Consider the following 21,564-nt stretch of genomic DNA (forward strand, 5'->3'; position numbering starts at 1 on the left):
ACCTGGGCCTGTCGGGCGGCGGACAGCTCTTCCACCGCGACGACGACGGCAAGGCGGTCCGGCGCGGCACGGCTCCACCCTGCCCCGGTCGGGCGACCGGTCACGCGGTGACGGCCTCCGCGGTGAGGGTCTCCGCGAGGACGGCCTCGGCGTCGAGCGTCGTACCGACCGCCTGGATCACCGCGGCGATCTTGAAGGCTTCCTGGACCGTCTCACGGTCCACCCCCGCCGTGCGCAGCACCTGCTCGTGCGAGTCGAGGCACTGGCCGCAGCCGTTGATGGCGGAGACGGCGAGCGACCACAGCTCGAAGTCGACCTTCTCCACGCCCGGCTTGCCGATCACGTTCATCCGCAGCCCGGCGCGGAGCGTCCCGTACTCCGGGTCCGACAGCAGGTGCCGGGTCCGGTAGAAGACGTTGTTCATCGCCATGATCGCGGCGGCCGACTTGGCGGCCGTGTACGCCTCGGCGCTCAGGTTCTCCCTGGCCTCCGGCTCCAGTTCGCGCAGCACCCGCGCGGAGCGCGAGGCGATCGCGCACGCCAGCACCGTGCCCCAGAGCCGCTGCGGCGGCAGTTCGCTGTTGCCGATGACCGAACCGAGGTTCAGCTTCAGGTCCTTGGCGTAGTCCGGCAGCGCCGACTTCAGCTCATCGAGTGACATCGCGGCTCACTCGCCCGACAGGAGCTTGACGGGGTCGAGGGTGTTCTCGCCCTTGTTCCAGTTGCACGGGCACAGCTCGTCGGTCTGGAGCGCGTCCAGCACCCGCAGGACCTCCTTGGGGTTACGGCCCACGGAACCGGCGGTCACCATCGTGAACTGGATCTCGTTGTTCGGGTCGACGATGAAGACCGCGCGCTGCGCGAAGCCGTCCTCGCCCTCGATGCCCAGGGCGCGCATCAGCTCGTGCTTGGAGTCCGCGAGCATCGGGAAGGGCAGGTCGGTCAGGTCCGGGTGGTCCTTGCGCCAGGCGTGGTGCACGAACTCGGAGTCGCCGGAGAAACCGAGGATCTGGGCGTCGCGGTCGGCGAACTCGTCGTTCAGCCGGCCGAAGGCCGCGATCTCCGTCGGGCACACGAAGGTGAAGTCCTTGGGCCACGCGAAGACGACGCGCCACTTGCCTTCGTACGTCTTGTTGTCGATCGTCGCGAACTCCTTGCCGCTCTCCAGCGAGACGCAGGCGGTCAGTTCGTACGAGGGGAACTTGTCACCAACAGTGAGCACGCGCTCTCCTTGCGAGGGAGGAAAGTACCTTTTGGGGCTTTCCAAGGGGGGTTGGGCGTTCACTGATGGTTGCACATACAGTATTGATCACAGAAATAGCCAGACTCGGTCGGCGTGATCGGAGGTACCTATCAGTGGCCGTCGTACCGGCTCCCCAGCGGGGCAGACAGCCCAGCCTGGCCCAGTTGCGCGCCTTCGCGGCCGTCGCCGAACACCTTCACTTCCGCGACGCCGCCGCCGCGATCGGCATGAGCCAGCCCGCGCTCTCCGGCGCCGTCTCGGCACTGGAGGAGGTGCTCGGCGTCCAGCTCGTGGAGCGTACGACCCGTAAGGTGCTGCTCTCCCCGGCGGGTGAACGGCTCGCGGAACGCGCCGCGGCCGTGCTGCGGGCGGTGGGCGCGCTGCTGGACGAGGCGGAGGCCGTACGGGCCCCCTTCACCGGGATACTCCGGCTCGGGGTGATCCCCACCGTGGCGCCGTACCTGCTGCCCGCCGTGCTCCGGCTGGCGCAGGAGCGCTACCCGGAGCTGGACCTCCAGGTGCACGAGGAGCAGACCGCGTCCCTGCTGGACGGGCTGGCCGCGGGCCGGCTGGACCTGCTGCTGCTCGCCGTGCCGCTCGGCCAGCCCGCTGTCACCGAACTGCCCCTGTTCGACGAGGACTTCGTGCTCGTCACGCAGGACGGCCATCCGCTGGCGGGCCGCCGTGACCTGCCCCGCGACGCGCTGCGCGAGCTGCCGCTCCTGCTCCTGGACGAGGGCCACTGCCTGCGCGACCAGGCCCTCGACATCTGCCGGGAGGCGGGCCGCACCGACGGCATCCCCGCGACGACCACCGCGGCGGGCCTCTCCACCCTGGTCCAACTCGTCGCGGGCGGCCTGGGCGTGACCCTCCTGCCGCGTACGGCCGTCCGCGTCGAGACCGACCGCGGCGGCCGGCTGGCCACGGCCCGCTTCGAGTCCCCGGCCCCGTCCCGCCGTATCGCCCTGGCCATGCGCACGGGCGCGGCGCGCGGCGAGGAGTTCGCGGCGTTCGCCCAGGCGCTCCGGGAGGCGCTGCGGGACCTTCCGGTACGGGTGGCAGCGCCGAGGTCCGCGCCCGAGCCCGCGCCCGCGCGCAGGCCCGTGCCCCGGCCCCGGGCGGACGCCGTCACTCGTCGCGCGGGGCCTCCGGCCGGGTGAGCCGCCACAGCGCCGGCAGGGTGGCCGCCGTCACCAGGAGGACGGTTCCCGCGCCCGCCCCGGCGAAGGGCAACGGCGCCCACCAGTCGGTGTACGGCTTGCCGAGCAGCCTCAGCATGAGGGCGCCCAGGGCCAGCCCGCCCGCCGCCGCGAGTACGGTGCCGATCACCACCGGGACGGCCGTCTGCCAGAGCACCGACCAGGCGAGCGTGGACCGGCGGGTGCCGAAGGCGGTCAGGACCGACAGCAGGTCTCTGCGCTCGCGCAGCTGCTCGATCTGGGCGACCAGCATGCTCAGGGCGATCACCGCCAGCGTGGCCGTACCGGCGGCGAGCAGGCCCGCTCGTACGCTGTCGAACGCTTTCTCGCGCTCGACCACCGTGCCGCCCGACACCCGGAGCGACAGGTCCACCCGGGCGGCGGCGTCCCGGACCCGCTCCTCGGCGGCGGGGCCCGGGTCGGTCATCCGGAGGATCGCGGTGGTCCACCCGCCGGTCAGCAGCGCCGGGCGGACCGCCGCCGGGGTGGCGAGGATGCCGGTGTCCGGGGCGCCGTGCGGGCCGGGCAGGGCCCTGACCGTACGGGCCGACGCGGGCAGGGTCCACAGCAGCGGCTTCGCCCCGTCCTCACCGGACCGGGTGTCGAGGTCGACCGGCCTGCCGGGGCGGGCCGTCTCGTCGGCCCAGTCGTTCTGCTCCCCGTTCCCGGGGATGTGCGCGACGAAGGTGTCCCCGTCGCGGCAGGACGGCAGCGCCGCGAGCCCGCGCAGGGCGGCGCAGGAGGCGACCGTCAGGCCGGTGGTCGGCCGGATCGCGCCCTCCGCCACGGGGCCCGGCCTGACCACGTACGTCTCGGTGGTGGCGAGGACCGCCTCGACCCCGGGCAGGGCCCCGAGGCGGTCGGTCAACCGGGCGGCCAGCGCCGGATCGCCGTACGCCGCCTCGACCCGCAGTTGCGGACCGGCCGCGTCCCGGCGGGCGGTGCGGAAGTCCTGCTGGACGCCCGTGAACAGCATCTGCAGGGCGACGGCGCCCGCGACCGCGACGGTGATCCCGCTCACCGCGCGCGTCGCCGCGCCGCCGCTGAACTGGAGCGCGCGTACGGCGAGTTGCCAGGAGACGGGGCCGCCGCGCAGCCGGGCCACCGCGGCCTCCACCAGCCAGGGCAGCAGCGTGGTCAGTCCGACGAGCAGCAGGGCGGCCCCGGCCGCGATCGCATAGGGATCGACGTACGGGACGTCGCCCCCGGGCAGCCGCGCTCCCTCGCCGACGGCGCGGATCCTGATCAGCAGGGCGAGACCGGCGGCGAGGCAGAGCAGCCGCCACCCGAGCCGCCGCCGGCGGGGCGCGCCGTCCCGTACGACACCCAGCGGTTCGACGGTGACCGCGCGCAGCGCGACGAGCGTCACGGCGACGGCCAGCGCCGGTACGGCCACCACGATCAGCGCGGCGACCGCCGGCTCGGGCACGAGATCGGCGGGGAACGCGCTGAGGTTCCACACCTGGATCCCGCCCGCGAGCGGACGCAGGGCGAGGAAGAGCGCGCCGCCGGTCAGCAGCCCGAGGACCGCGCCGAACAGGGCCTCCCCGGCGGCGATCCACCGCGTGGCCCGGATGTCCGCGCCCACCAGCCGCAGCGCGGCGAGCCTGCGGTCCCGGCGCTCGCCGCCGAAGCGCACGGCGGTGGCGATGAAGACGGTCACCGGCACCAGCAGGACGACACAGACGAGGGTGACCAGCGCCACCAGCACCGGGTCCAGCGGCTCCGTGGGGGAGGTGTCGCCGTAACCGGCGGTCCGGTTGCCGCCCCTGGCCGGGGTGAGGGTGTCGCTGCCCGCGGAGAAGGCGAGTTCGGCCGGGTTGCTCAGGCCGCGGTCGCCGATGGTCCCGACGATCCGGTGGCCGAGCCGTTCCTTCAGCCGTGCCCCGCCGGGCGAGCCGAGGAGTTCCCGCAGGGCGGGGGAGACCACCATCTCGCCGGGGCCCGGCAGTTCGGCGACGCCCGGCGGCCTCGGCGGGCGGTCGCCGTCGGGGCGGAGCAGTTCGCCGCGGACGGTGTCGCCCTCGTACTCGGTCGAGATGTCGAGGCGGACGAGGGTCCTGTCCGAGCGTGGGACAGGGCCGGCGGCCGGGGCATCGGCGGTGGTGCGCGCGGCCTCGCGCTCCGCCCGCGCGCCGATCACCTGCGGTACGGACGCGGCGAAGAGGAGCAGGGTGACCCCGAGGCCGACGCCGAGCGCGGTGAGGACCGTACGGGTCCACCCCTCGCGGCCGCCCGCCGTGGCGAACCGTACGCCCAGCGCGAGGTCGCGCGCCCGCCGGGCGAGGCGGCCGGGCGGCCGCACGGGCACGGCGGACGGGGCGCCCGGGGGCGTGGCGGGCGCGGCGGGGGCGGGGGGCTTCACCGGGCCGGGGGGCTTCACCGGGCCGGGGGGCTTCACCGGGCCGGGGCCTTCATGGGACGGGGCCTTCATCGGGTCCGGGCCAGGCCGTTCCCCACCGCCGGTGCGTCGTGTCCGGGATCGTGTTCCGGGTCGCGTGCCCGGCCGTCGCGTACGACGACCTCGCGGTCCGAGTACGCCGCCACCCGCGGCTCGTGCGTGACCAGGACGACGGCCGCGCCGGTGGACCGCGCCGCCTCGCTCAGCAGCTCCATCACCCGCTCGCCGTTGAGGGAGTCCAGCGCGCCGGTCGGCTCGTCCGCGAAGATCACCCGGGGCGAGGTGACCAGGGAGCGGGCGACCGCGACGCGCTGGCCCTGCCCGCCGGAGACCTCGCCGGGCCGCTTCGCCGCCAGGTCCGCGACCTCCAGCCGCTCCAGCCACTCCAGCGCCGCGCACTCCGCGGCCCTGCGCCGGGCACCGGCCAGCCGCAGCGGCAGCGCCACGTTCTCCACGCAGGTCAGTTCCGGTACGAGCCGGCCGAACTGGAACACGAAGCCGAACTCGGTACGGCGCAGGGCGGAGCGCTCCGCGTCCGGCAGCGCGGTCAGGTCCCGGCCCCGGTAGGTGAGCGTGCCCGCGTCGGGCCGGACGATCCCGGCGAGGCAGTGCAGCAGGGTCGACTTGCCGGAGCCCGACGGGCCCAGGACGGCGACGACCTCACCGGCGCGCAGGGAGAACGCCGCGCCGTCGAGGGCGCGGGTGGAGCCGTACGCCTTGTGCAGGCCGCGGGCGAGGAGCAGGGGGCCCGCGGGGGCGGGCGTCACGGCCGGACCTCCGTGGCGAGCCGGTCCAGCCGTGCCGTGACCAGTTCGAGCCAGCGCAGATCGGCTTCGAGGTGGAAGAGCGCGTGGTCGCAGATGAGCTGGTCGGCGAAGTCGCCGTCGCGCTTGCGGGCGGTCAGGTCGCGCATCATCCGCAGGTGCTCGGCGCGCTGGGTGTCGAGCAGGCTCGCGGCGCTGCGTCCGGTGAGCAGCGCGATGACGACCTTCGTGTAGAGGGTCGACTGGAGGTACGGCTGCGGGCTCTCCGGCTGCGCGAGCCACGCCTCGACATCGGTGACGCCGGCGTCGGTGATCGCGTACCGCTTGCGCTCGGGACCGCCCCCGCTCTCCACGCCGTCGACGGCGACGAGCCCGTTCTTCAGCAGCCGGGACATGGTCGAGTAGACCTGTCCGTAGTGGAGGGGGCGGTCCTGGCCGAACTGGTCGTCGAAGGCGCGCTTCAGGTCGTAACCGTGGCGCGGGCCCGACTCCAGCAGCCCGAGGAGCGTGTGACCGATGGACATGGACCGCACTCTACTTGCTGTGTATAGAGCGGTTCGCCGGGTGCGGCGAACCGCTCATGGCGCGGTACGGCACGCTCCCCGGCCTCTCCACTCCGCGTCTCTACTCGGGGTCCCCCGGCTCCTGCCGGGCCTTGGGCGGCCGGCCCCGGCGCGGGATGGGGGCCGCGTTGCCCGGGAGCCGGCCCGCGTCGCCCAGGGCACGGCGGAGCAGGAACTCGATCTGCGCGTTGGCGCTGCGCAGTTCGTCGGAGGCCCAGCGCGCGAGCGCGTCGTACACCGTCGGGTCCAGCCGGAGCAGCACCTGCTTCCGCTCCGCCCGGCCGCCACCCGGCCGCAGGCCAGGTGCCCGGCCGGGCGCGGGGCCGGGGCCGGGCGCGGGGCCCGGCGGACGGCCCTGCTCGGGTCCCTGCTCGGCGCCGGTCACTGGTAGAGCGTGCCCGTGTTCACGACCGGCTGCGCGGCGCGGTCCCCGCAGAGCACGACCAGGAGATTGCTCACCATCGCGGCCTTGCGCTCCGAGTCCAGCTCGACGATGTCCTGTTCGGTGAGCCGGTTCAGGGCCGCCTCGACCATGCCGACCGCCCCGTCCACGATCAGCCGCCGGGCCGCGACGACGGCGCCCGCCTGCTGGCGCTGGAGCATCGCCGAGGCGATCTCGGGCGCGTACGCGAGATGCGTGAAGCGGGACTCGATGATCTGGACACCGGCCGCCTCCACCCGGGCGTGCAGTTCGACGGCGAGCTTCTCGGTGATCTCCTCGGCGTTGCCGCGCAGCGAGAGCCCGGCCTCCTCGTGCGCGTCGTACGGGTACTCGATGGCGATGTGGCGTACGGCCGCCTCGGTCTGGGTGGAGACGAACTCCAGGAAGTTGTCCACCTCGAAGGTGGCCCGCGCGGTGTCCTCGACCTTCCAGACCACGACCGCCGCCAGCTCGATCGGGTTGCCGTACGCGTCGTTGACCTTGAGGACGGCCGTCTCGTGGTTCCGTACCCGCGTCGAGATCTCGGTGCGCGAGGTCAGCGGGTTCACCCAGCGCAGCCCGTCCGTACGGATCGTGCCGCGGTAGCGCCCGAAGAGCTGGACGACCCGGGCCTCGCCCGGCGCGACCATGTTCAGCCCGCTCATCGCGAAGAACGCGGCGATCGCGACCAGCACGCCCAGGATGATCAGCAGCGCCTTCACCCCGCCGGAGCCGGCCGCGGCGCCCGCGACGACGAGGGCCGCGCCGGCGACGACGCCGAGCAGTCCGAGGAGGAGCGCGAGCCCGCCGCCGATGCTGTGCGCCGCGAACTCCCGTACCTGTGGCTCGGGAATCTCCGGTGCGCCGTCGACGGCGGCCGCGGTGTCCCGCGCGCCGGTTGTGCCGGTACTTGTGCTGGTGGAGGCCATATTCGTTCCCCGTTTCCGATCCGTCCCGCCGAGGGGCGGTAGCTAGCAATGTGATTACACATTATCTGATCCGGCAACCCTTTGGTACTCCCGGGAGTCGGTTCCATTGGGGTAGGTGCTGATTGTCACGCCCCAAAAGACCGGATCGGTTGTCCTTTGTCACAGGTGCCGGTGTTAGCTTTCTGAGCTGATTCCGGCGGGGGAGCGCCGTGAACCGATCCGGACGGACGACCCGGCGGGCGACCTGACGGGTGACTTGACGGGTGACCTGACACGAGAGCGGAGCGACACGGCGATGGGCCGAGCGGACGAGAGACGAGCCCGGCAGCAGGACGCGCGGCGGACGGGCCGGAAGGGCGGCATACGCCGGCTCTTCACAGTGAAGAAGCTCCTCGGCACCTTCTTCGTCCTCTGCCTGCTCGGCATGGGCGGACTGTTCGTGCTCTATCTGGTGGTCCCGGTGCCGAACGCCAACGCGCAGGCCGAGATGCAGAGCAACGTCTACAAGTACAGCGACGGCACGATCCTCGCCCGTACGGGGCAGGTCAACCGCGAGATCGTCGGCCTGGACAAGATTCCCAAGCAGGTCCAGCACACCTTCGTCGCCGCCGAGAACAAGTCCTTCTACCAGGACAACGGCATCGACCTGAAGGGCACGGCCCGCGGCGTCCTCAACACGCTCCGCGGCAAGGGGAAGCAGGGCGGCTCGACCATCACCCAGCAGTACGTCAAGAACTACTACCTCAACCAGGACCAGACGATCACCCGCAAGCTCAAGGAACTGGTGATCTCCCTGAAGGTGGACCGGCAGAAGGAGAAGGACGAGATCCTCGCCGGCTACATCAACACCAGTTACTACGGGCGCGACGCGTACGGCATCCAGGCCGCGGCCCAGGCGTACTACGGCGTCGACGCGTCGAAGCTGAACGTGGCGCAGGGCGCGTACCTCGCCGCGCTGCTCCAGGCCCCCAGCCAGTACAACTGGTCCGAGGCCACCGAGAGGGGCAAGCGGCTCGTCACCCAGCGGTGGAACTACGTACTCGACAACATGGTCGAGAAGCACTGGCTGGACGCCTCCGAGCGCGCCGGGCTGAAGTTCCCCGTACCGCGGGAGCCCAAGGCGGCCCCGGGCATGGAGGGGCAGACGGGGTATCTCGTCGAGGCGGCTCAGGACGAACTGGCGCGCCAGGGCGTCGACAAGGCGGAGATCGCCCAGGGCGGCTGGACGATCACCCTCAACATCGACAGGAAGCGGCAGCAGTCCCTCGTCAAGGCGGTCGACCGGGAGCTGGAGTCCAAGATCGACCGCAAGAAGAACACCACGGACGCGACGGTCCAGGCCGGCGCGACCTCCGTCGACCCGAAGACCGGGCATGTGGTGGCGCTCTACGGCGGCGTGGGCGCCACCGAGCACTGGATATCCAACGCCACCCGCTCCGACTACCAGCCGGCCTCGACGTTCAAGCCGATCGTGTTCGCCTCCGCGCTGGAGAACGGCTCGGAGACCCAGGACGGCCGGAAGATCGACACGGCCACCCGGTACGACGGCACCAGCAAGCGGCCGGTCGTGGGCAGCGACACCCCCTTCGCCCCGGAGAACGAGGACGACCGGAACTACGGGAACATCAGCGTCCAGACGGCGATGGACAAGTCCGTCAACTCGGTCTTCGCGCAGATGGTCGTGGACGTCGGGCCCGCCGCCGTCAAGCAGACCGCGCTGTCGATGGGCATGCGGGACAAGGGCTTCCCGGAACGGCCCGCGATCACCCTCGGCACGATGAACGCCTCCACCTGGGACATGGCCGGGGTGTACGCGACGCTCGACAACCACGGCAAGAAGATCACGCCGTCGATCGTGAAGTCCGCCGAGCACAAGGACCGTACGGCCGAGATCGCCGACCCGGTCGGCACCCAGGTCGTCGCCCGCGAGACGGCCGACACCGTCACCCATGTCCTCCAGGACGTGGTCGACAACGGTTCGGGACGCGAGGCCGACACCACGGACTACGACGCGGCGGGCAAGACCGGCACCTCCGAGAACAACAAGTCCGCGTGGTTCGCCGGATACACGCCCCAGCTCACCACGGTCGTGGCGCTCTTCGGCGAGTCCACCAAGGACGGCGGTGGCCAGGTCACCCTCACCGGCACCGCCAACTCGGGCCGGGCCAACGGCGGCGGCTTCCCCGCCAGGATCTGGGCGGACTACACGCGCGGCGCGCTGAACGGCGGCTCCGACGCGCAGTTCGACCTGGACGTCACGGAGCCCGTCAAGCCGACGCCGACGGTCGAGCCGACCACCCCGACGCCCACGCCCACACCGAGCACGGAGCCCTCGAAGTCCGAGACCACCTCGCCGGAGCCCGAACCGTCCGACACCACGAGCGAGCCGACGACCCCGGACCCGCCCACCACCTCACCGATCATCCCGGAGCCCAGCGACGACGTGACCCCCACCGACGGGGGCGAGCCGACCGGCGGCTTCCCGGGTGACGGTCCGACCAATTCGAGACGGCCGCTGCTGGGGCAGTAGCGGCGACGCTGCCGAGCACGGGCGAGGGGCGGACACCTCCTGGTGTCCGCCCCTCGCGGGCGCTCTCGCGTACGCTCAGCCGCCGTTCACCTTCTTGGCGATCCGGTCGCCGATCTTCTTGTCGATGTTCCGCCAGTACTGCAGCGCCCGGTCCACCACCGGCCGCGACACCCCCTGCGCGAGATGTCCGCTGACGTTGCCCACCAGCCGGTCGCGCTGCGCGTCGTCGAAGACCTGACGCACCATCGTGCCGGGCTGCCCCCAGTCGTCGTCCTCGGCGTGGAGCTTGTACGCCTCGCGCACCATCTCGCCCGCCGAGGCCCACCCGGCCGGGTCGCCGTACCGTGTCACGTCGGCCGCCGGGCCGCCGTACGAGTTCGGCGCGTACGGCATGGCCGCGCTGGACGGCTCGTACCGCATCGGACCGTCCTTGGCGTACGAGTGCACCGGCGCGTGCGCCCGGTTGGGCGGCAGCTGGCTGTAGTTGGGGCCGATCCGGTAGCGGTGCGTGTCCGGGTACGAGAAGAGCCGCCCGAGGAGCATCTTGTCCGGGGACGGGCCGATGCCGGGCACCAGGTTGGACGGCTCGAACGCGGCCTGCTCGATGTGGACGAAGAAGTTGTCCGGGTTCCGGTCGAGGGTCATCCGGCCGACGTCGATCAGCGGGTAGTCGCCGTGCGGCCACACCTTCGTCAGGTCGAACGGGTTGAAGCGGTAGTCGGCCGCGTCCTCGAACGGCATGATCTGGACCTTGAGGCTCCAGGTCGGCGCGTTCCCCGACTCGATCGACTCGTGCAGATCCCTGCGGTGGTGGTCGCCGTCCGAGCCGGCCATCTCGTCCGCCTCGGCCTGCGGGAGGTAGTCGATGCCCTGGTCGGTCTTGAAGTGGTACTTCACCCAGAACCGCTCGCCCGCCCCGTTCACCCACATATAGGTGTGCGAGCTGTAGCCGTTCATGTGCCGGAACGACTTCGGGATGCCCCGGTCGCCCATCAGCCAGGTCACCTGGTGCGCGGACTCGGGGGAGAGGGTCCAGAAGTCCCACTGCATGTCGTTGCTGCGCAGCCCGGTCGCCGGGTGGCGTTTCTGCGAGCGGATGAAGTCCTGGAACTTGATCGGGTCACGTACGAAGAAGACCGGCGTGTTGTTGCCGACCATGTCGTAATTGCCGTGCTCCGTATAGAACTTCAGCGCGAAACCGCGCGGGTCGCGCCAGGTGTCGGGCGACCCCAGCTCACCGGCGACGGTGGAGAAGCGGGCCAGCATCTCCGTACGCCGGCCGGGCTGGAAGAGGTCGGCCTTGGTGAACTGGCTGACATCGTTCGTCACTTCGAAGAAGCCGTACGCGCCGGCGCCCTTGGCGTGCACCACCCGCTCGGGGACCCGTTCCCGGTTGAACTGGGCCATCTTCTCGATGAGGTAGTGGTCCTGGAGCAGGATGGGACCGTCAGGACTGATGGTGAGCGAGTGCTCGTCGCTCTCCACCGGAATGCCGGCGTTGTTGGTCGTGTAGGGCGTCCTGGGGGATGAGGCGGCCACGAGATGTCCTCCCGTCGGGGGTCGGGGAGCCGAGGCCCGGGGAAGTCCGGAAAGACCCCGATGTCCCGGGCCGGGGCAGCGGTCACTACGGGCCGCGTGCCCCAGCTAAACCCGCCGACACATGGTCGGCAACATTTACGCGGCCGGACCGCCGCCCGCCCCGGCTCGGCCCGCGCCTCACGCCCTCGTGGGGATCTCGAACCAGACGACCTTGCCGGTCGAGAGCCGGGTGGCCCCCCACCGCCGCGCCAGCCGGTTGACCAGGAAGAGTCCCCGGCCGCCCTCGTCCGTGTCCCGGGCGCGCCGCTGCCGCGGAAGCTGCGGCGAATCGTCGCCCACCTCGCAGCGCAGTACGTCCGTACGGAGCAGCCGCAGCGTCACCGGCCGCTCCGCGTACCGCACCGCGTTCGTCACGACCTCGCTGATCAGCAGCTCGACCGCGTCGCTCAGGTCCTCCAGGTCCCAGCGGGAGAGCGCCCGCCGGGCCAGCCGCCTGGCCCTGCCCGGAGCGGCATCCTCCGGTTCCAGGAACCAGTAGGCCACGTCGCTCGGCGCGATCCCGTCGAAGCGGGCGGCGAGCAGCGCGATGTCGTCGTCGCGGTCACCCGGGCCGAGGACGTCGAGGACGTCGTCGCAGAGCGCCTCCAGCGGCGGCGAGTGATCGGGCCCGGTGAGCTGGGCGGTGGCCGCCAGCCGCTCCCGGAGCTGCTCGATGCCGGTCCACACGTCCCGCAGCCGCGACTCGACCAGACCGTCCGTGTAGAGCAGCAGCGTCGCCCCGGCCGGCGCGTCCAGCTCCACCGCCTCGAAGTCCACGCCGCCGACCCCGATCGGCGCCCCGGGCGGCACCCGGAGCACCTCGGCCCGGCCGCCGAGGTGGAGGAGTATGGGCGGCGGATGACCGGCGTTGGCGATCGTGATGCGGTGCGCGACCGGGTCGTACACCGCGTAGAGGCAGGTGGCCATGCGGTCCGTGCCGAGCCGCTGCGCCTGCTCGTCGAGGTGGTGCAGCACCTCCTGCGGCGGCAGATCGAGACCGGCCAGGGTCTGCGCCGTCGTCCGCAGCTGGCCCATGATCGCCGCGGAGGTCATGGAGTGGCCCATGACATCGCCCACGACCAGGGCGACCCGGCTGCCGGGCAGCGGGATCGCGTCGTACCAGTCGCCGCCGACCCGGGCCGTCTCGGCGGCCGGCAGGTAGCGCGAGGCCAGCCGCACGCCCGTGGGCTGGGGCAGGTTCTCCGGCAGCATCGTGCGCTGGAGCTCGTCCGCGATGTACGCCTCGCGGCCGTACAGCACCGCCTTGTCGATGCCCAGCGCGGTGTGCGTGGCGAGCTGCGCCGCGACCAGCAGATCGTTCGGCTCGAAGGCCGCGCGGTCGGGGCGGCGCAGGAACACGGCCGCGCCGATGACCCGCCGCCGGCCGCGCAGCGGCGCGAGGATCGCGCGGTGCCCGGTCGGTACGGTCCGGTCGGCGCCCAGCAGTTCGGGCAGCGCGGCCCGGGCCGCCGCCGAGTCGCCGAAGACCGGCCGCACCCCGCGCAGCACCTCGGAGAGCGCGCCGCCGGAGAAGACCTCGCACAGCTCGGCGGCCGGCATCGCGTCGGAGTGCGGGTCGAGGAGCGGCAGCCGCGCGCCCTCGGCGAGCTGCGGCACCGGCCCGACGCTCACCGGGTTCTCCGGATCCTCGTCGGTCAGCCGCAGCCGGTCCGTCCGGCGCAGCCGCAGCACGAACGGCGACACGGGACGCTCGTCGCCGACGGGCAGCGGATCGCGCAGATAGACGAGTATGGCGTCCGAGAACGTGGGTACGGTCGCCCGGCACAGGCCCAGCACGATCTCGTCCAGGTCTATGCCGCGGGCGATCCGCCGGGTGGCGGCCCCCACGAAGCGCAGCCGGTCGCCCTCGCGCCTGGCCGCACCGGCGGGATCCGTCGCCGGCCCCGCGGGCTGTGGCACGGCGGTGGCGGACTCCTGCCGCGGGCGCGTGCGTTCCTGCTGCCGGGCAACCAGGGGCTGCCGGCCTTCGTGGGAGGGGGGATGCTCCGTCACGCGTGGGATTCCGTCCGTCCGGGCCGGGGGTGCGGTGCGCTCTCTTCGTCCGGCTCAGGGCCCTGGCGCACGGCTCCACTCCCCTCGTAGCGAGTCACTGTCGTTGTGACGTGCGGTCGTAGCGGTCAACAGTGTTGCGTGTGTTGCGTGTCGCGTGGTGACTGGTGGTCAGGCCAGGTGCCGGTCAACCCCGTTGACCGGAGCGGTCGGCCGCGACCGGTTGTGTTGTTCTTCCGGAGGACGATCCTACGTTTGCACCCTGGGGGCACATCAAGGATCTCATGAGGATGTATGCGCCGGGGCGGATACCCCGACCCGAATCCTTCACCCCTTCGCTCACCTCACCAGCCATCTCACCGGCCACCTCGCCCGTCGTCCCCTCCGTCACCCCGTCCGTTCCGGGGGCGCCGTCCTGGTGAAATGTTCGAAGGGGGCGCGGCGCCCCCTCGGCGGACCACGCGCCCCGCGCCTACGTGGCGAGCCGGGCCGGGGTGCGGTCCCAGCCCTCCGGGAGCGTGGGCACCGGCCAGCGGGGGTCGGGGCGCCAGTGTTCCCAGCCGTCGCGGAACGGGGCGCCCCACGCGGCGATGAGTTCGACCGCCGCGCGTCCGGCCGCCTCGACCCGGCGGGCCTGCGCCGGCGGCATCAGGCCGTCGCGCTGGGCCTGGGCGAACTCGTCCTCGTCGCGCCACCGCCAGCTCCGGTCCGGGTAGACGTCGATGTCGAGGAAATGGTCCTCGGAGTCGACGCCCCCGGCCCAGCGGGCGCGGGGCTCCTCCAGGTTCACGTACCAGTTCTGGAAGCGCCAGCCGCGCTCCCACCACAGCCAGACCGACCACGGTTCGCCGGGCCGCGCGAGTTTCAGCACCCCCATCCCGTACCACCGGTCGCGCACCACCGTCCGCGGCACGGTGTAACGGGTCGCCAGCGGCTCGCGGTGCACCGGGGCGCCGTCGGCACGGGCCGGCCGGACACACGGGGTGTCCGGCGCCAGCCACACCGCGAGCAGTTCGTCGGTGTCCCGCACCACCGTGACGGGGCGGCAGATGTGGACGCGGTCCCCGGCGTTCTCCCGGTACCGCCACAGGATCTGGGTGCCTGCCGCCCAGTGTTCGTTCGCCGCCGTCTCCTTCATGCGGGGATCTTAGGCGGTGTACGCCGTCGGCGCCGGGGCGCTGCTGGAGGTACCGCCCGCGGACCGCACGGATTTACGGGTGCGTCATGCGCAGGACATCCAGCGCCTCGTCGAGCTGCTCCACCGTCAGCTCCCCGCGCTCCACGTACCCGAGCGCCAGGACCGTCTCGCGGATCGTCGCGTGGTCCGCCAGGGACTTCTTGGCGACCTTCGCGGCGGCCTCGTACCCGAGGTACTTGTTCAGCGGGGTGACGACGGACGGCGAGGACTCGGCGTACGCGCGGGCCCGCTCGGCGTCGGCGGTGATCCCGTCGACCGTACGGTCCGCCAGCAGCCGCGAGACGTTCGTCAGCAGCCGTACGGACTCCAGGAGGTTCTTCGCGATCACCGGGAGCATCACGTTCAGCTCGAAGTTCCCGGCGGCGCCGGCCGCGGCGATCGTCGCGTCCGCGCCGGTGACCTGCGCGGCGACCATCAGGACGGCCTCCGGGATCACCGGGTTGACCTTGCCGGGCATGATCGAGGAGCCGGGCTGGAGGTCGGGCAGGGCGATCTCGGCGAGGCCGGTGCGCGGGCCCGACGCCATCCAGCGCAGATCGTTGGAGATCTTGGTCAGCGACACGGCGAGCGTACGGAGCTGGCCGGAGGTCTCCACGAGCCCGTCCCGGGCGCCCTGCGCCTCGAAGTGGTTGCGGGCCTCCGTCAGCGGCAGCCCGGTCGCGCGCGCGACCTCGGCGATCACGGCGGCGGAGAAGCCCGGCGGGGTGTTGATCCCGGTGCCCACCGCCGTACCGCCCAGCGGCAGCTCGGCGAGGCGCGGCAGCGAGGCGTTCAGCCGCTCCACCGCGTACCGGATCTGCGCCGCGTAACCGCCGAACTCCTGGCCGAGGGTGACGGGCGTGGCGTCCATGAGGTGCGTACGGCCCGCCTTCACGACGTCCGCGAACTCCGCCGCCTTGCGCTCCAGGGAGGCGGCGAGATGCTCCAGCGCGGGCATCAGCCCACCCGTGACGGCGGCGGTCGCGGCGATGTGGATGCTGGACGGGAAGACGTCGTTGGAGCTCTGTGAGGCGTTGACGTGGTCGTTGGGGTGGACGTCCCGGCCCAGCCGCTCGGTGGCGAGCGTGGCCAGCACCTCATTCGCGTTCATGTTCGAGGAGGTACCGGAGCCCGTCTGGAAGACGTCGACCGGGAACTGGTCGTCCCAGCGGCCCTCCGCGACCTCGGCGGCGGCCTCCTGGATGGCGTCCGCGACGTCCTGGCCGATCACCCCGAGCCCGGCGTTCACCTTGGCGGCGGCGGCCTTGATCCGGGCCAGCGCCTCGATGTGGGTACGTTCCAGCCGCTGCCCCGAGATGGGGAAGTTCTCCACCGCGCGCTGGGTCTGCGCCCGCCACTTGGCGTGTGCGGGGACCCGTACCTCGCCCATCGAGTCGTGCTCGGTCCGGTACTGGTTCTCGTCGGTCGTCATCGTCGTCGTACCTCCTGTGAGGGTGAGCGCCCGGCCGATCCGATGTGTTCCCGCACATGGCCGTGCCCTCCCGGGAGGCTCCGGGAGGGCACGGCCGACGGTGGCGCGGCGGGACTCAGCCGAGACCGGGGCCGCGGACCGGGATGCTGGTGAAGGTGGGTGCCGGGGCCGGCTCCGTGAAGAAGTCGTTGCCCTTGTCGTCCACGACGACGAACGCCGGGAAGTCCTCCACCTCGATCCGCCAGACGGCCTCCATGCCCAGCTCCTCGTACTCGACGACCTCGACCTTCTTGATGCAGTCCTGGGCGAGCCGGGCCGCCGGGCCGCCGATCGAGCCGAGGTAGAAGCCGCCGTGCGCGTCGCACGCGTCGGTGACCTGCTTCGAGCGGTTGCCCTTGGCGAGCATGACCTTCGAGCCGCCCGCCGCCTGGAACTGCGCGACGTAGCTGTCCATCCGGCCGGCCGTCGTCGGGCCGAAGGAGCCGGAGGCGTACCCCTCGGGGGTCTTCGCCGGGCCCGCGTAGTAGACCGGGTGGTCCTTCAGGTACTGCGGCATCTCCTCGCCCGCGTCCAGCCGCTCCTTGATCTTGGCGTGCGCGATGTCGCGGGCGACCACCAGCGGACCGGTGAGCGAGAGCCGGGTCTTGACCGGGTACTTCGTCAGCTCGGCGAGGATCTCGTCCATCGGGCGGCGCAGGTCGATCCGTACGACGTCGCCGCCCGCGTTCTCCCCCTCGCCCTCGCCCAGGTGCTCGTCCGTCGTGTCCGGCAGGAAGCGGGCCGGGTCCTTCTCCAGCTCCTCCAGGAAGACACCCTCGGCGGTGATCTTCGCGACGGCCTGGCGGTCGGCCGAACAGGAGACGGCGATCGCGACGGGCAGCGAGGCGCCGTGCCGCGGCAGCCGCACCACCCGCACGTCGTGGCAGAAGTACTTGCCGCCGAACTGCGCGCCGATCCCGATCCGCTGCGTCAGCTCGAAGACCTTCTCCTCCAGCTCCTTGTCACGGAAGCCGTGGCCCGTGGGGGAGCCCTCGGCGGGCAGCTCGTCCAGGTAGTGCGCGGAGGCGTACTTCGCGGTCTTGAGGGCGAACTCCGCCGACGTGCCGCCGACGACGATCGCGAGGTGGTACGGCGGGCACGCGGCCGTGCCCAGCGAACGGATCTTCTCCTCCAGGAACTTCATCATGGAGGTCTCGTTCAGCACCGCCTTCGTCTCCTGGTACAGGAACGACTTGTTCGCGGAGCCGCCGCCCTTCGCCATGAAAAGGAACTTGTACGCGCCGCCGTCGGTCGCGTACAGCTCGATCTGCGCGGGCAGGTTCGAGCCGGTGTTCTTCTCCTCCCACATGGTGAGCGGGGCCATCTGCGAATAGCGCAGATTCAGCTTCGTGTACGCGTCGTAGATTCCGTGCGAAAGGGCTTCCTCGTCGCCGCCCTCGGTCAGCACCTGCTGTCCGCGCTTGCCCATCACGATCGCCGTGCCGGTGTCCTGGCACATGGGAAGAACGCCCGCCGCCGCGATATTCGCGTTCTTCAGGAGATCGAGCGCCACGAACTTGTCGTTCGAGGACGCCTCGGGGTCGTCCACGATCCGGCGGAGCTGCGCGAGATGGGCCGGGCGCAGATAGTGCGAGATGTCGTGCATCGCCTCGGCGGCGAGGGTGCGCAGCGCCTCGGGGGCGACCTTGAGGAACGTACGCCCGTCGGCCTCGAAGGTGGAGACACCTTCGGCGGTCACCAGGCGGTAGGGCGTGGTGTCCTCTCCCAGCGGAAGCAGATCGGAGTACGCAAATTCCGGCATTACGGCCATTCCTCACTCGACAGGCGGCGGCGCGGCCCCCTTTGGCTGCGGCGTCCTCCAGCGTAGGCCGCGCCGCCGGGACCGGACCTGTGAGGTAAGGCTCAGTAGGCGGGCGGAAGGGAAGTCCCGGGTGGATGCCCGGGGGATGTCCCGGGAGGTGTCCCCGCGGATTCCCTTCAGGATGTCCGGCGTGGCATCGCGTCGGCCACTAGTCGCGATCTATCGCGTTTCGCTACGCTGGGGACGTGGACCTCGAAAAGCAGCCTCAGCAGCCTCAGCAGCCGGCCGAGCGGAAGCCCGTCGCGTCGGCGGAGCCCGCGCCCGCCGGCCTCCGTGCCTCCGACGCCGACCGGGACAGGACCGCTGACATCCTCAGGGAGGCGCTCGCGGAGGGCCGCCTGGACGCCGAGGAGCACGCCGAGCGGATCGACGCCGTCTACCGGGCGAAGACCGTCGGCGAACTGGAGCCTCTGGTGCGGGACTTGCCCGCCCCCGGCACCGAAACCCGCATCACGGGACAGACGCGCGGCGCGGCGGGCGGATATCCGTACGGTCCCGTGGATCCGACGGCCCCGGCCGAGAACATGATCGCGGTCTTCAGCAGTTCGACCCGGAAGGGGCGTTGGCGTATCGGCGCCAAGGTCAACGCGTTCGCGCTCTTCGGCAATGTCGAGATCGACCTGACAGAGGCACTCTTCGGCCAGCGGGTCACCGTGATCAACGCGACCGCCATTTTCGGCAATGTGGAGATCACGGTCCCGGAGAACATCACGCTGCGCGGCAACGGCCACGGTGTCCTCGGCAATTTCGAGATCCGTACGCTGGAAGCCTCCGACCAGGACGCGCCGACGGTCGTGGTGAACGGCTACTCGGTGTTCGGCAATGTCGAGGCCAAGCCGAAGCGCGGCAAGTGGATCGCGAACCTCGTCAACGACGTCCTCCGCAAGCACCTCGGTCACTAGCGCCTGATCCGCACGGCGGGCCTTGGCGATCTCGCACACCTCGCGGACCTCGCGCACCTGGTGCGCCCTCGTGCGCTGATTTCCGGCCACATACGGGCCGGTTGGGCCGAGGTGTCCGGAATTCCGCACGGCGTTCCGAACTCCGGAACTGGGTGCCACTCAGTGCATAGGCGCGCGTACAGCGGGTAGGGAAAGCTGCATCGTCTCTCGCTCGCGAAGCCGTCGTCAGGAGTAGACCGTGCTGCAACTGCCGCATCAGCCCCTCCAGGTGGCCGCCCTTCCGACCCAGCGGAGTCCCGCTCGGGAGGACCAGGCCGGACCCTGGCATTCGGAGGCTGTATGCCGTCGGGACGAAGCCGGATTGTTCTTCGCCCCCTCCAAGGAGCCGACAGCCGCCAGGCTGGCGCGGGAGGAGGCCGCGAAGCGGGTCTGTGCCCGGTGTCCGGTGATGCTCGAATGCCAGGAACACGCGCTGCTCCAGCCCGAGCCCTACGGAGTGTGGGGCGGACTGACGGCGGCCGAGCGCCGGGTGGTGCTGGCGCGCCGCAGGCGGCGCGAGGTGGAGCTGAGGAAGGCGGCGGCGGGCGACCGCATCGCGGCGGCGGGCTGACGCGACGCTCGACGGGGACGTGAACGGAGGGAGGGGGCGCCCCACCGCACGGGGCGCCCCCTCCGCCGGGTTCCGGCCCGCACGCGCCGGCCCCTCGGGCGGGGTTACCCGGACGGGCGGTCCTACTTGGCGCGGTCGAAGTCGATCGTGCTGTAGGCGCGCAGCTTCGACAGCCGGTGGGTCGAGTCGATCTGCCGGATCGTTCCCGACTTGGAGCGCATCACCAGGGACTGGGTGGTCGCGGTCTCCGAGCGGTAGCGCACGCCCCGGAGCAGCTCGCCGTCGGTGATGCCGGTGGCCACGAAGAACACGTTCTCGCCGCTGACCAGGTCGTTGGTGGAGAGCACCCGGTCCAGGTCGTGCCCCGCGTCGACGGCGCGCCGGCGCTCCTGGTCGTCCTTCGGCCAGAGCTTGCCCTGGATGACGCCGCCGAGGCACTTTATGGCGCACGCGGAGATGATGCCCTCGGGGGTGCCGCCGACGCCCATGAGCAGATCGACGCCGGTGCCCTCGCGGGCGGCCATGATCGAGCCGGCCACGTCGCCGTCCGAGATGAACTTGATCCGGGCGCCGGTCTCCCGGATCTCCTTGACGATGCCCTCGTGGCGGGGGCGGTCGAGGATGACGACCGTCACATCCTCGGGCGAGGAGCGCTTCGCCTTGGCGACCCGGCGGATGTTGACCGCCACGGGCGCGTCGATGTCGACGAAGTCGGCCGCCTCGGGCCCCGTGACCAGCTTGTCCATGTAGAAGACCGCGGACGGGTCGAACATCGTGCCGCGGTCGGCGGCGGCGAGCACGGCGATGGCGTTCGGCATCCCCTTGGCGTTCAGGGTGGTGCCGTCGATCGGGTCCACGGCGATGTCGACCTCGGCGCCGGTGCCGTCGCCGATCTCCTCGCCGTTGAACAGCATCGGGGCTTCGTCCTTCTCGCCCTCGCCGATGACGACGACACCGTTCATCGAGACGGTGGAGACGAGGGTGCGCATGGCGTTCACCGCCGCGCCGTCCGCGCCGTTCTTGTCGCCGCGCCCGACCCACCGGCCGGCCGCCATGGCGGCGGCCTCGGTGACCCGTACCAGCTCCAGGGCGAGGTTGCGGTCGGGGGCCTCGGGAGACACCTCAAGGGGGGACGGAAGTTGATGTTCGGTCAACGGAGCGCACCTTTCTGTACGGCGACGACCGGAAAAGAGGGTGATACGACTCTATCCGCACAACGCCATATTGAGCAGAGGGGCCCACGTATGAGCGCGACCGGGTGATGCGACGATGGTCCCGTGGCAGGTATGCGAGGCAGACAAACGGTGCGGGACATGTTCCTGTCGATGGCGGTCATCGGGATCGTCGTCGCCGTGATCTACGTGTTCATCCCGCACGACGACACCCCGGCCCCGGTCAAGGCGGTCGACTACCGGGTCGAGCTGGTGACCGCGCGCCGCGCGGCGCCGTATCCGGTGCTGGCCCCGGCGGGGCTGGCGCAGACGTGGAAGGCGACGTCGGTCTCGTACCAGCGGCAGAACGACGACGCGTGGCACCTCGGCTATCTGGACCCGGACGGCCAGTACGTCGCGGTCGAGCAGTCGACGGCGCCCGCGAAGAAGTTCGTGGCGGAGGTCAGCCACCAGGCCGAGGACACCGGCGAGACCCAGCAGGTGGCGGGGGAGGCCTGGCAGCGCTGGAAGGGGCCGAAGTACGACGCCCTGGCACGCACCGAGGGCGACGCCACGACGGTCGTGACGGGCACCGCGTCCTACGAGCGGCTGGCGGAGATGGCCGAGGCGCTGGAGGCCGGCAAGGAGGCCGGGGCGGGGACCGGGGCAGGGGCCGGGGCCGACGGCGGATCGGGCGCGGAGCGGTGACGCCGTAACGCGAGAACGCCTGTACGTTCCATGCGTTCCATGGACGGCAACGCGGCGCCGCGGCCCGCTCCGGAGACTCCGGAGC

General features: G+C 71.7%; 18 protein-coding genes. 5 read left to right on the top strand and 13 right to left on the bottom strand.

The annotated features are described in order from the left end of the window. Nucleotides 1-100: 100 nt before the first annotated feature. Together ACFXKG_RS40105 and ACFXKG_RS40110 are read right to left on the bottom strand one after the other, a co-directional pair. Nucleotides 101-661, bottom strand: a complete 561-nt coding sequence (locus ACFXKG_RS40105; protein WP_384850212.1) for an alkyl hydroperoxide reductase — start codon at nucleotides 659-661, stop codon at nucleotides 101-103. Between the two features lie 6 nt (nucleotides 662-667). Beyond that, the gene (locus tag ACFXKG_RS40110) at nucleotides 668-1,222 is read right to left on the bottom strand and encodes a peroxiredoxin (protein ID WP_365808040.1); all 555 of its coding nucleotides are present in this window, start codon (nucleotides 1,220-1,222) and stop codon (nucleotides 668-670) included. A gap of 134 nt (nucleotides 1,223-1,356) precedes the next feature. Between ACFXKG_RS40110 and ACFXKG_RS40115 the strand changes: the two genes are divergently transcribed. Further along, nucleotides 1,357-2,403: a hydrogen peroxide-inducible genes activator gene (locus ACFXKG_RS40115; RefSeq protein ID WP_384850215.1), complete on the top strand. Its 1,047-nt coding sequence runs from the start codon at nucleotides 1,357-1,359 to the stop codon at nucleotides 2,401-2,403. On the opposite strand, the gene ACFXKG_RS40120 is transcribed toward ACFXKG_RS40115, so the two are convergent. The 5 genes from ACFXKG_RS40120 to ACFXKG_RS40140 all read right to left on the bottom strand — a co-directional run bounded on the left by ACFXKG_RS40120 (nucleotide 2,372) and on the right by ACFXKG_RS40140 (nucleotide 7,520). Then, on the bottom strand, nucleotides 2,372-4,876 hold the full coding sequence (locus ACFXKG_RS40120) for an ABC transporter permease (protein ID WP_384850218.1): 2,505 nt from the start codon (nucleotides 4,874-4,876) through the stop codon (nucleotides 2,372-2,374). The genes ACFXKG_RS40115 and ACFXKG_RS40120 overlap by 32 nt on opposite strands. Beyond that, complete coding sequence (locus tag ACFXKG_RS40125) at nucleotides 4,873-5,610, bottom strand: ABC transporter ATP-binding protein (protein WP_384850221.1); 738 nt, start codon at nucleotides 5,608-5,610, stop codon at nucleotides 4,873-4,875. The genes ACFXKG_RS40120 and ACFXKG_RS40125 overlap by 4 nt, the downstream gene beginning before the upstream one ends. Further along, complete coding sequence (locus ACFXKG_RS40130; protein ID WP_365808047.1) at nucleotides 5,607-6,131, bottom strand: PadR family transcriptional regulator; 525 nt, start codon at nucleotides 6,129-6,131, stop codon at nucleotides 5,607-5,609. The genes ACFXKG_RS40125 and ACFXKG_RS40130 overlap by 4 nt, the downstream gene beginning before the upstream one ends. Nucleotides 6,132-6,231: 100 nt before the next feature. After that, entirely contained in the window at nucleotides 6,232-6,555 is a 324-nt protein-coding gene (locus ACFXKG_RS40135; protein ID WP_384850224.1) for a hypothetical protein, read from the bottom strand. Beyond that, nucleotides 6,552-7,520, bottom strand: coding sequence for an SPFH domain-containing protein (locus ACFXKG_RS40140; protein WP_384850227.1), 969 nt, complete (start codon nucleotides 7,518-7,520; stop codon nucleotides 6,552-6,554). The genes ACFXKG_RS40135 and ACFXKG_RS40140 overlap by 4 nt, the downstream gene beginning before the upstream one ends. A 295-nt stretch (nucleotides 7,521-7,815) precedes the next feature. Between ACFXKG_RS40140 and ACFXKG_RS40145 the strand changes: the two genes are divergently transcribed. Then, nucleotides 7,816-10,050 (top strand): transglycosylase domain-containing protein, encoded by a 2,235-nt coding sequence (locus tag ACFXKG_RS40145; protein ID WP_384850230.1) that lies wholly within the window; start codon nucleotides 7,816-7,818, stop codon nucleotides 10,048-10,050. A gap of 75 nt (nucleotides 10,051-10,125) precedes the next feature. Here the strand turns inward: ACFXKG_RS40145 and ACFXKG_RS40150 are convergent, their stop codons facing one another. The 5 genes from ACFXKG_RS40150 to ACFXKG_RS40170 all read right to left on the bottom strand — a co-directional run bounded on the left by ACFXKG_RS40150 (nucleotide 10,126) and on the right by ACFXKG_RS40170 (nucleotide 18,048). Beyond that, on the bottom strand, nucleotides 10,126-11,589 hold the full coding sequence (locus ACFXKG_RS40150; RefSeq protein WP_384850233.1) for a catalase: 1,464 nt from the start codon (nucleotides 11,587-11,589) through the stop codon (nucleotides 10,126-10,128). Between the two features lie 177 nt (nucleotides 11,590-11,766). After that, on the bottom strand, nucleotides 11,767-13,641 hold the full coding sequence (locus tag ACFXKG_RS40155) for a SpoIIE family protein phosphatase (protein ID WP_384850236.1): 1,875 nt from the start codon (nucleotides 13,639-13,641) through the stop codon (nucleotides 11,767-11,769). A gap of 469 nt (nucleotides 13,642-14,110) precedes the next feature. After that, nucleotides 14,111-14,776 (bottom strand): DUF402 domain-containing protein, encoded by a 666-nt coding sequence (locus ACFXKG_RS40160; RefSeq protein WP_384850239.1) that lies wholly within the window; start codon nucleotides 14,774-14,776, stop codon nucleotides 14,111-14,113. 73 nt (nucleotides 14,777-14,849) lie between these two features. After that, nucleotides 14,850-16,247 carry a class II fumarate hydratase gene (locus ACFXKG_RS40165; RefSeq protein ID WP_384850242.1) on the bottom strand — a complete coding sequence of 466 codons (1,398 nt, stop codon included), beginning with the start codon at nucleotides 16,245-16,247 and terminating at the stop codon, nucleotides 14,850-14,852. 115 nt (nucleotides 16,248-16,362) lie between these two features. Further along, nucleotides 16,363-18,048, bottom strand: coding sequence for a fumarate hydratase (locus tag ACFXKG_RS40170; RefSeq protein ID WP_384850245.1), 1,686 nt, complete (start codon nucleotides 18,046-18,048; stop codon nucleotides 16,363-16,365). Nucleotides 18,049-18,293: 245 nt separating this feature from the next. Here ACFXKG_RS40170 and ACFXKG_RS40175 point away from each other — a divergent pair, with 245 nt between their 5' ends. Next, nucleotides 18,294-19,010 (top strand): DUF1707 domain-containing protein, encoded by a 717-nt coding sequence (locus ACFXKG_RS40175; protein ID WP_384850248.1) that lies wholly within the window; start codon nucleotides 18,294-18,296, stop codon nucleotides 19,008-19,010. A 238-nt stretch (nucleotides 19,011-19,248) separates the two neighbouring features. Then, a complete protein-coding gene (locus ACFXKG_RS40180) occupies nucleotides 19,249-19,620 on the top strand; it encodes a WhiB family transcriptional regulator (RefSeq protein ID WP_365808065.1) in 372 nt (123 codons plus the stop codon). Nucleotides 19,621-19,742: 122 nt separating this feature from the next. On the opposite strand, the gene glpX is transcribed toward ACFXKG_RS40180, so the two are convergent. Beyond that, a complete protein-coding gene (gene glpX, locus ACFXKG_RS40185) occupies nucleotides 19,743-20,774 on the bottom strand; it encodes a class II fructose-bisphosphatase (protein ID WP_384850251.1) in 1,032 nt (343 codons plus the stop codon). Between the two features lie 123 nt (nucleotides 20,775-20,897). On the opposite strand from glpX, the gene ACFXKG_RS40190 reads away from it, so the two are divergent. After that, nucleotides 20,898-21,479, top strand: a complete 582-nt coding sequence (locus tag ACFXKG_RS40190; protein WP_384850254.1) for a DUF4245 domain-containing protein — start codon at nucleotides 20,898-20,900, stop codon at nucleotides 21,477-21,479. Nucleotides 21,480-21,564: the final 85 nt, after the last annotated feature.

This window comes from Streptomyces sp. NPDC059255, assembly GCF_042752355.1.
In the GTDB taxonomy this organism is placed as follows: domain Bacteria; phylum Actinomycetota; class Actinomycetes; order Streptomycetales; family Streptomycetaceae; genus Streptomyces.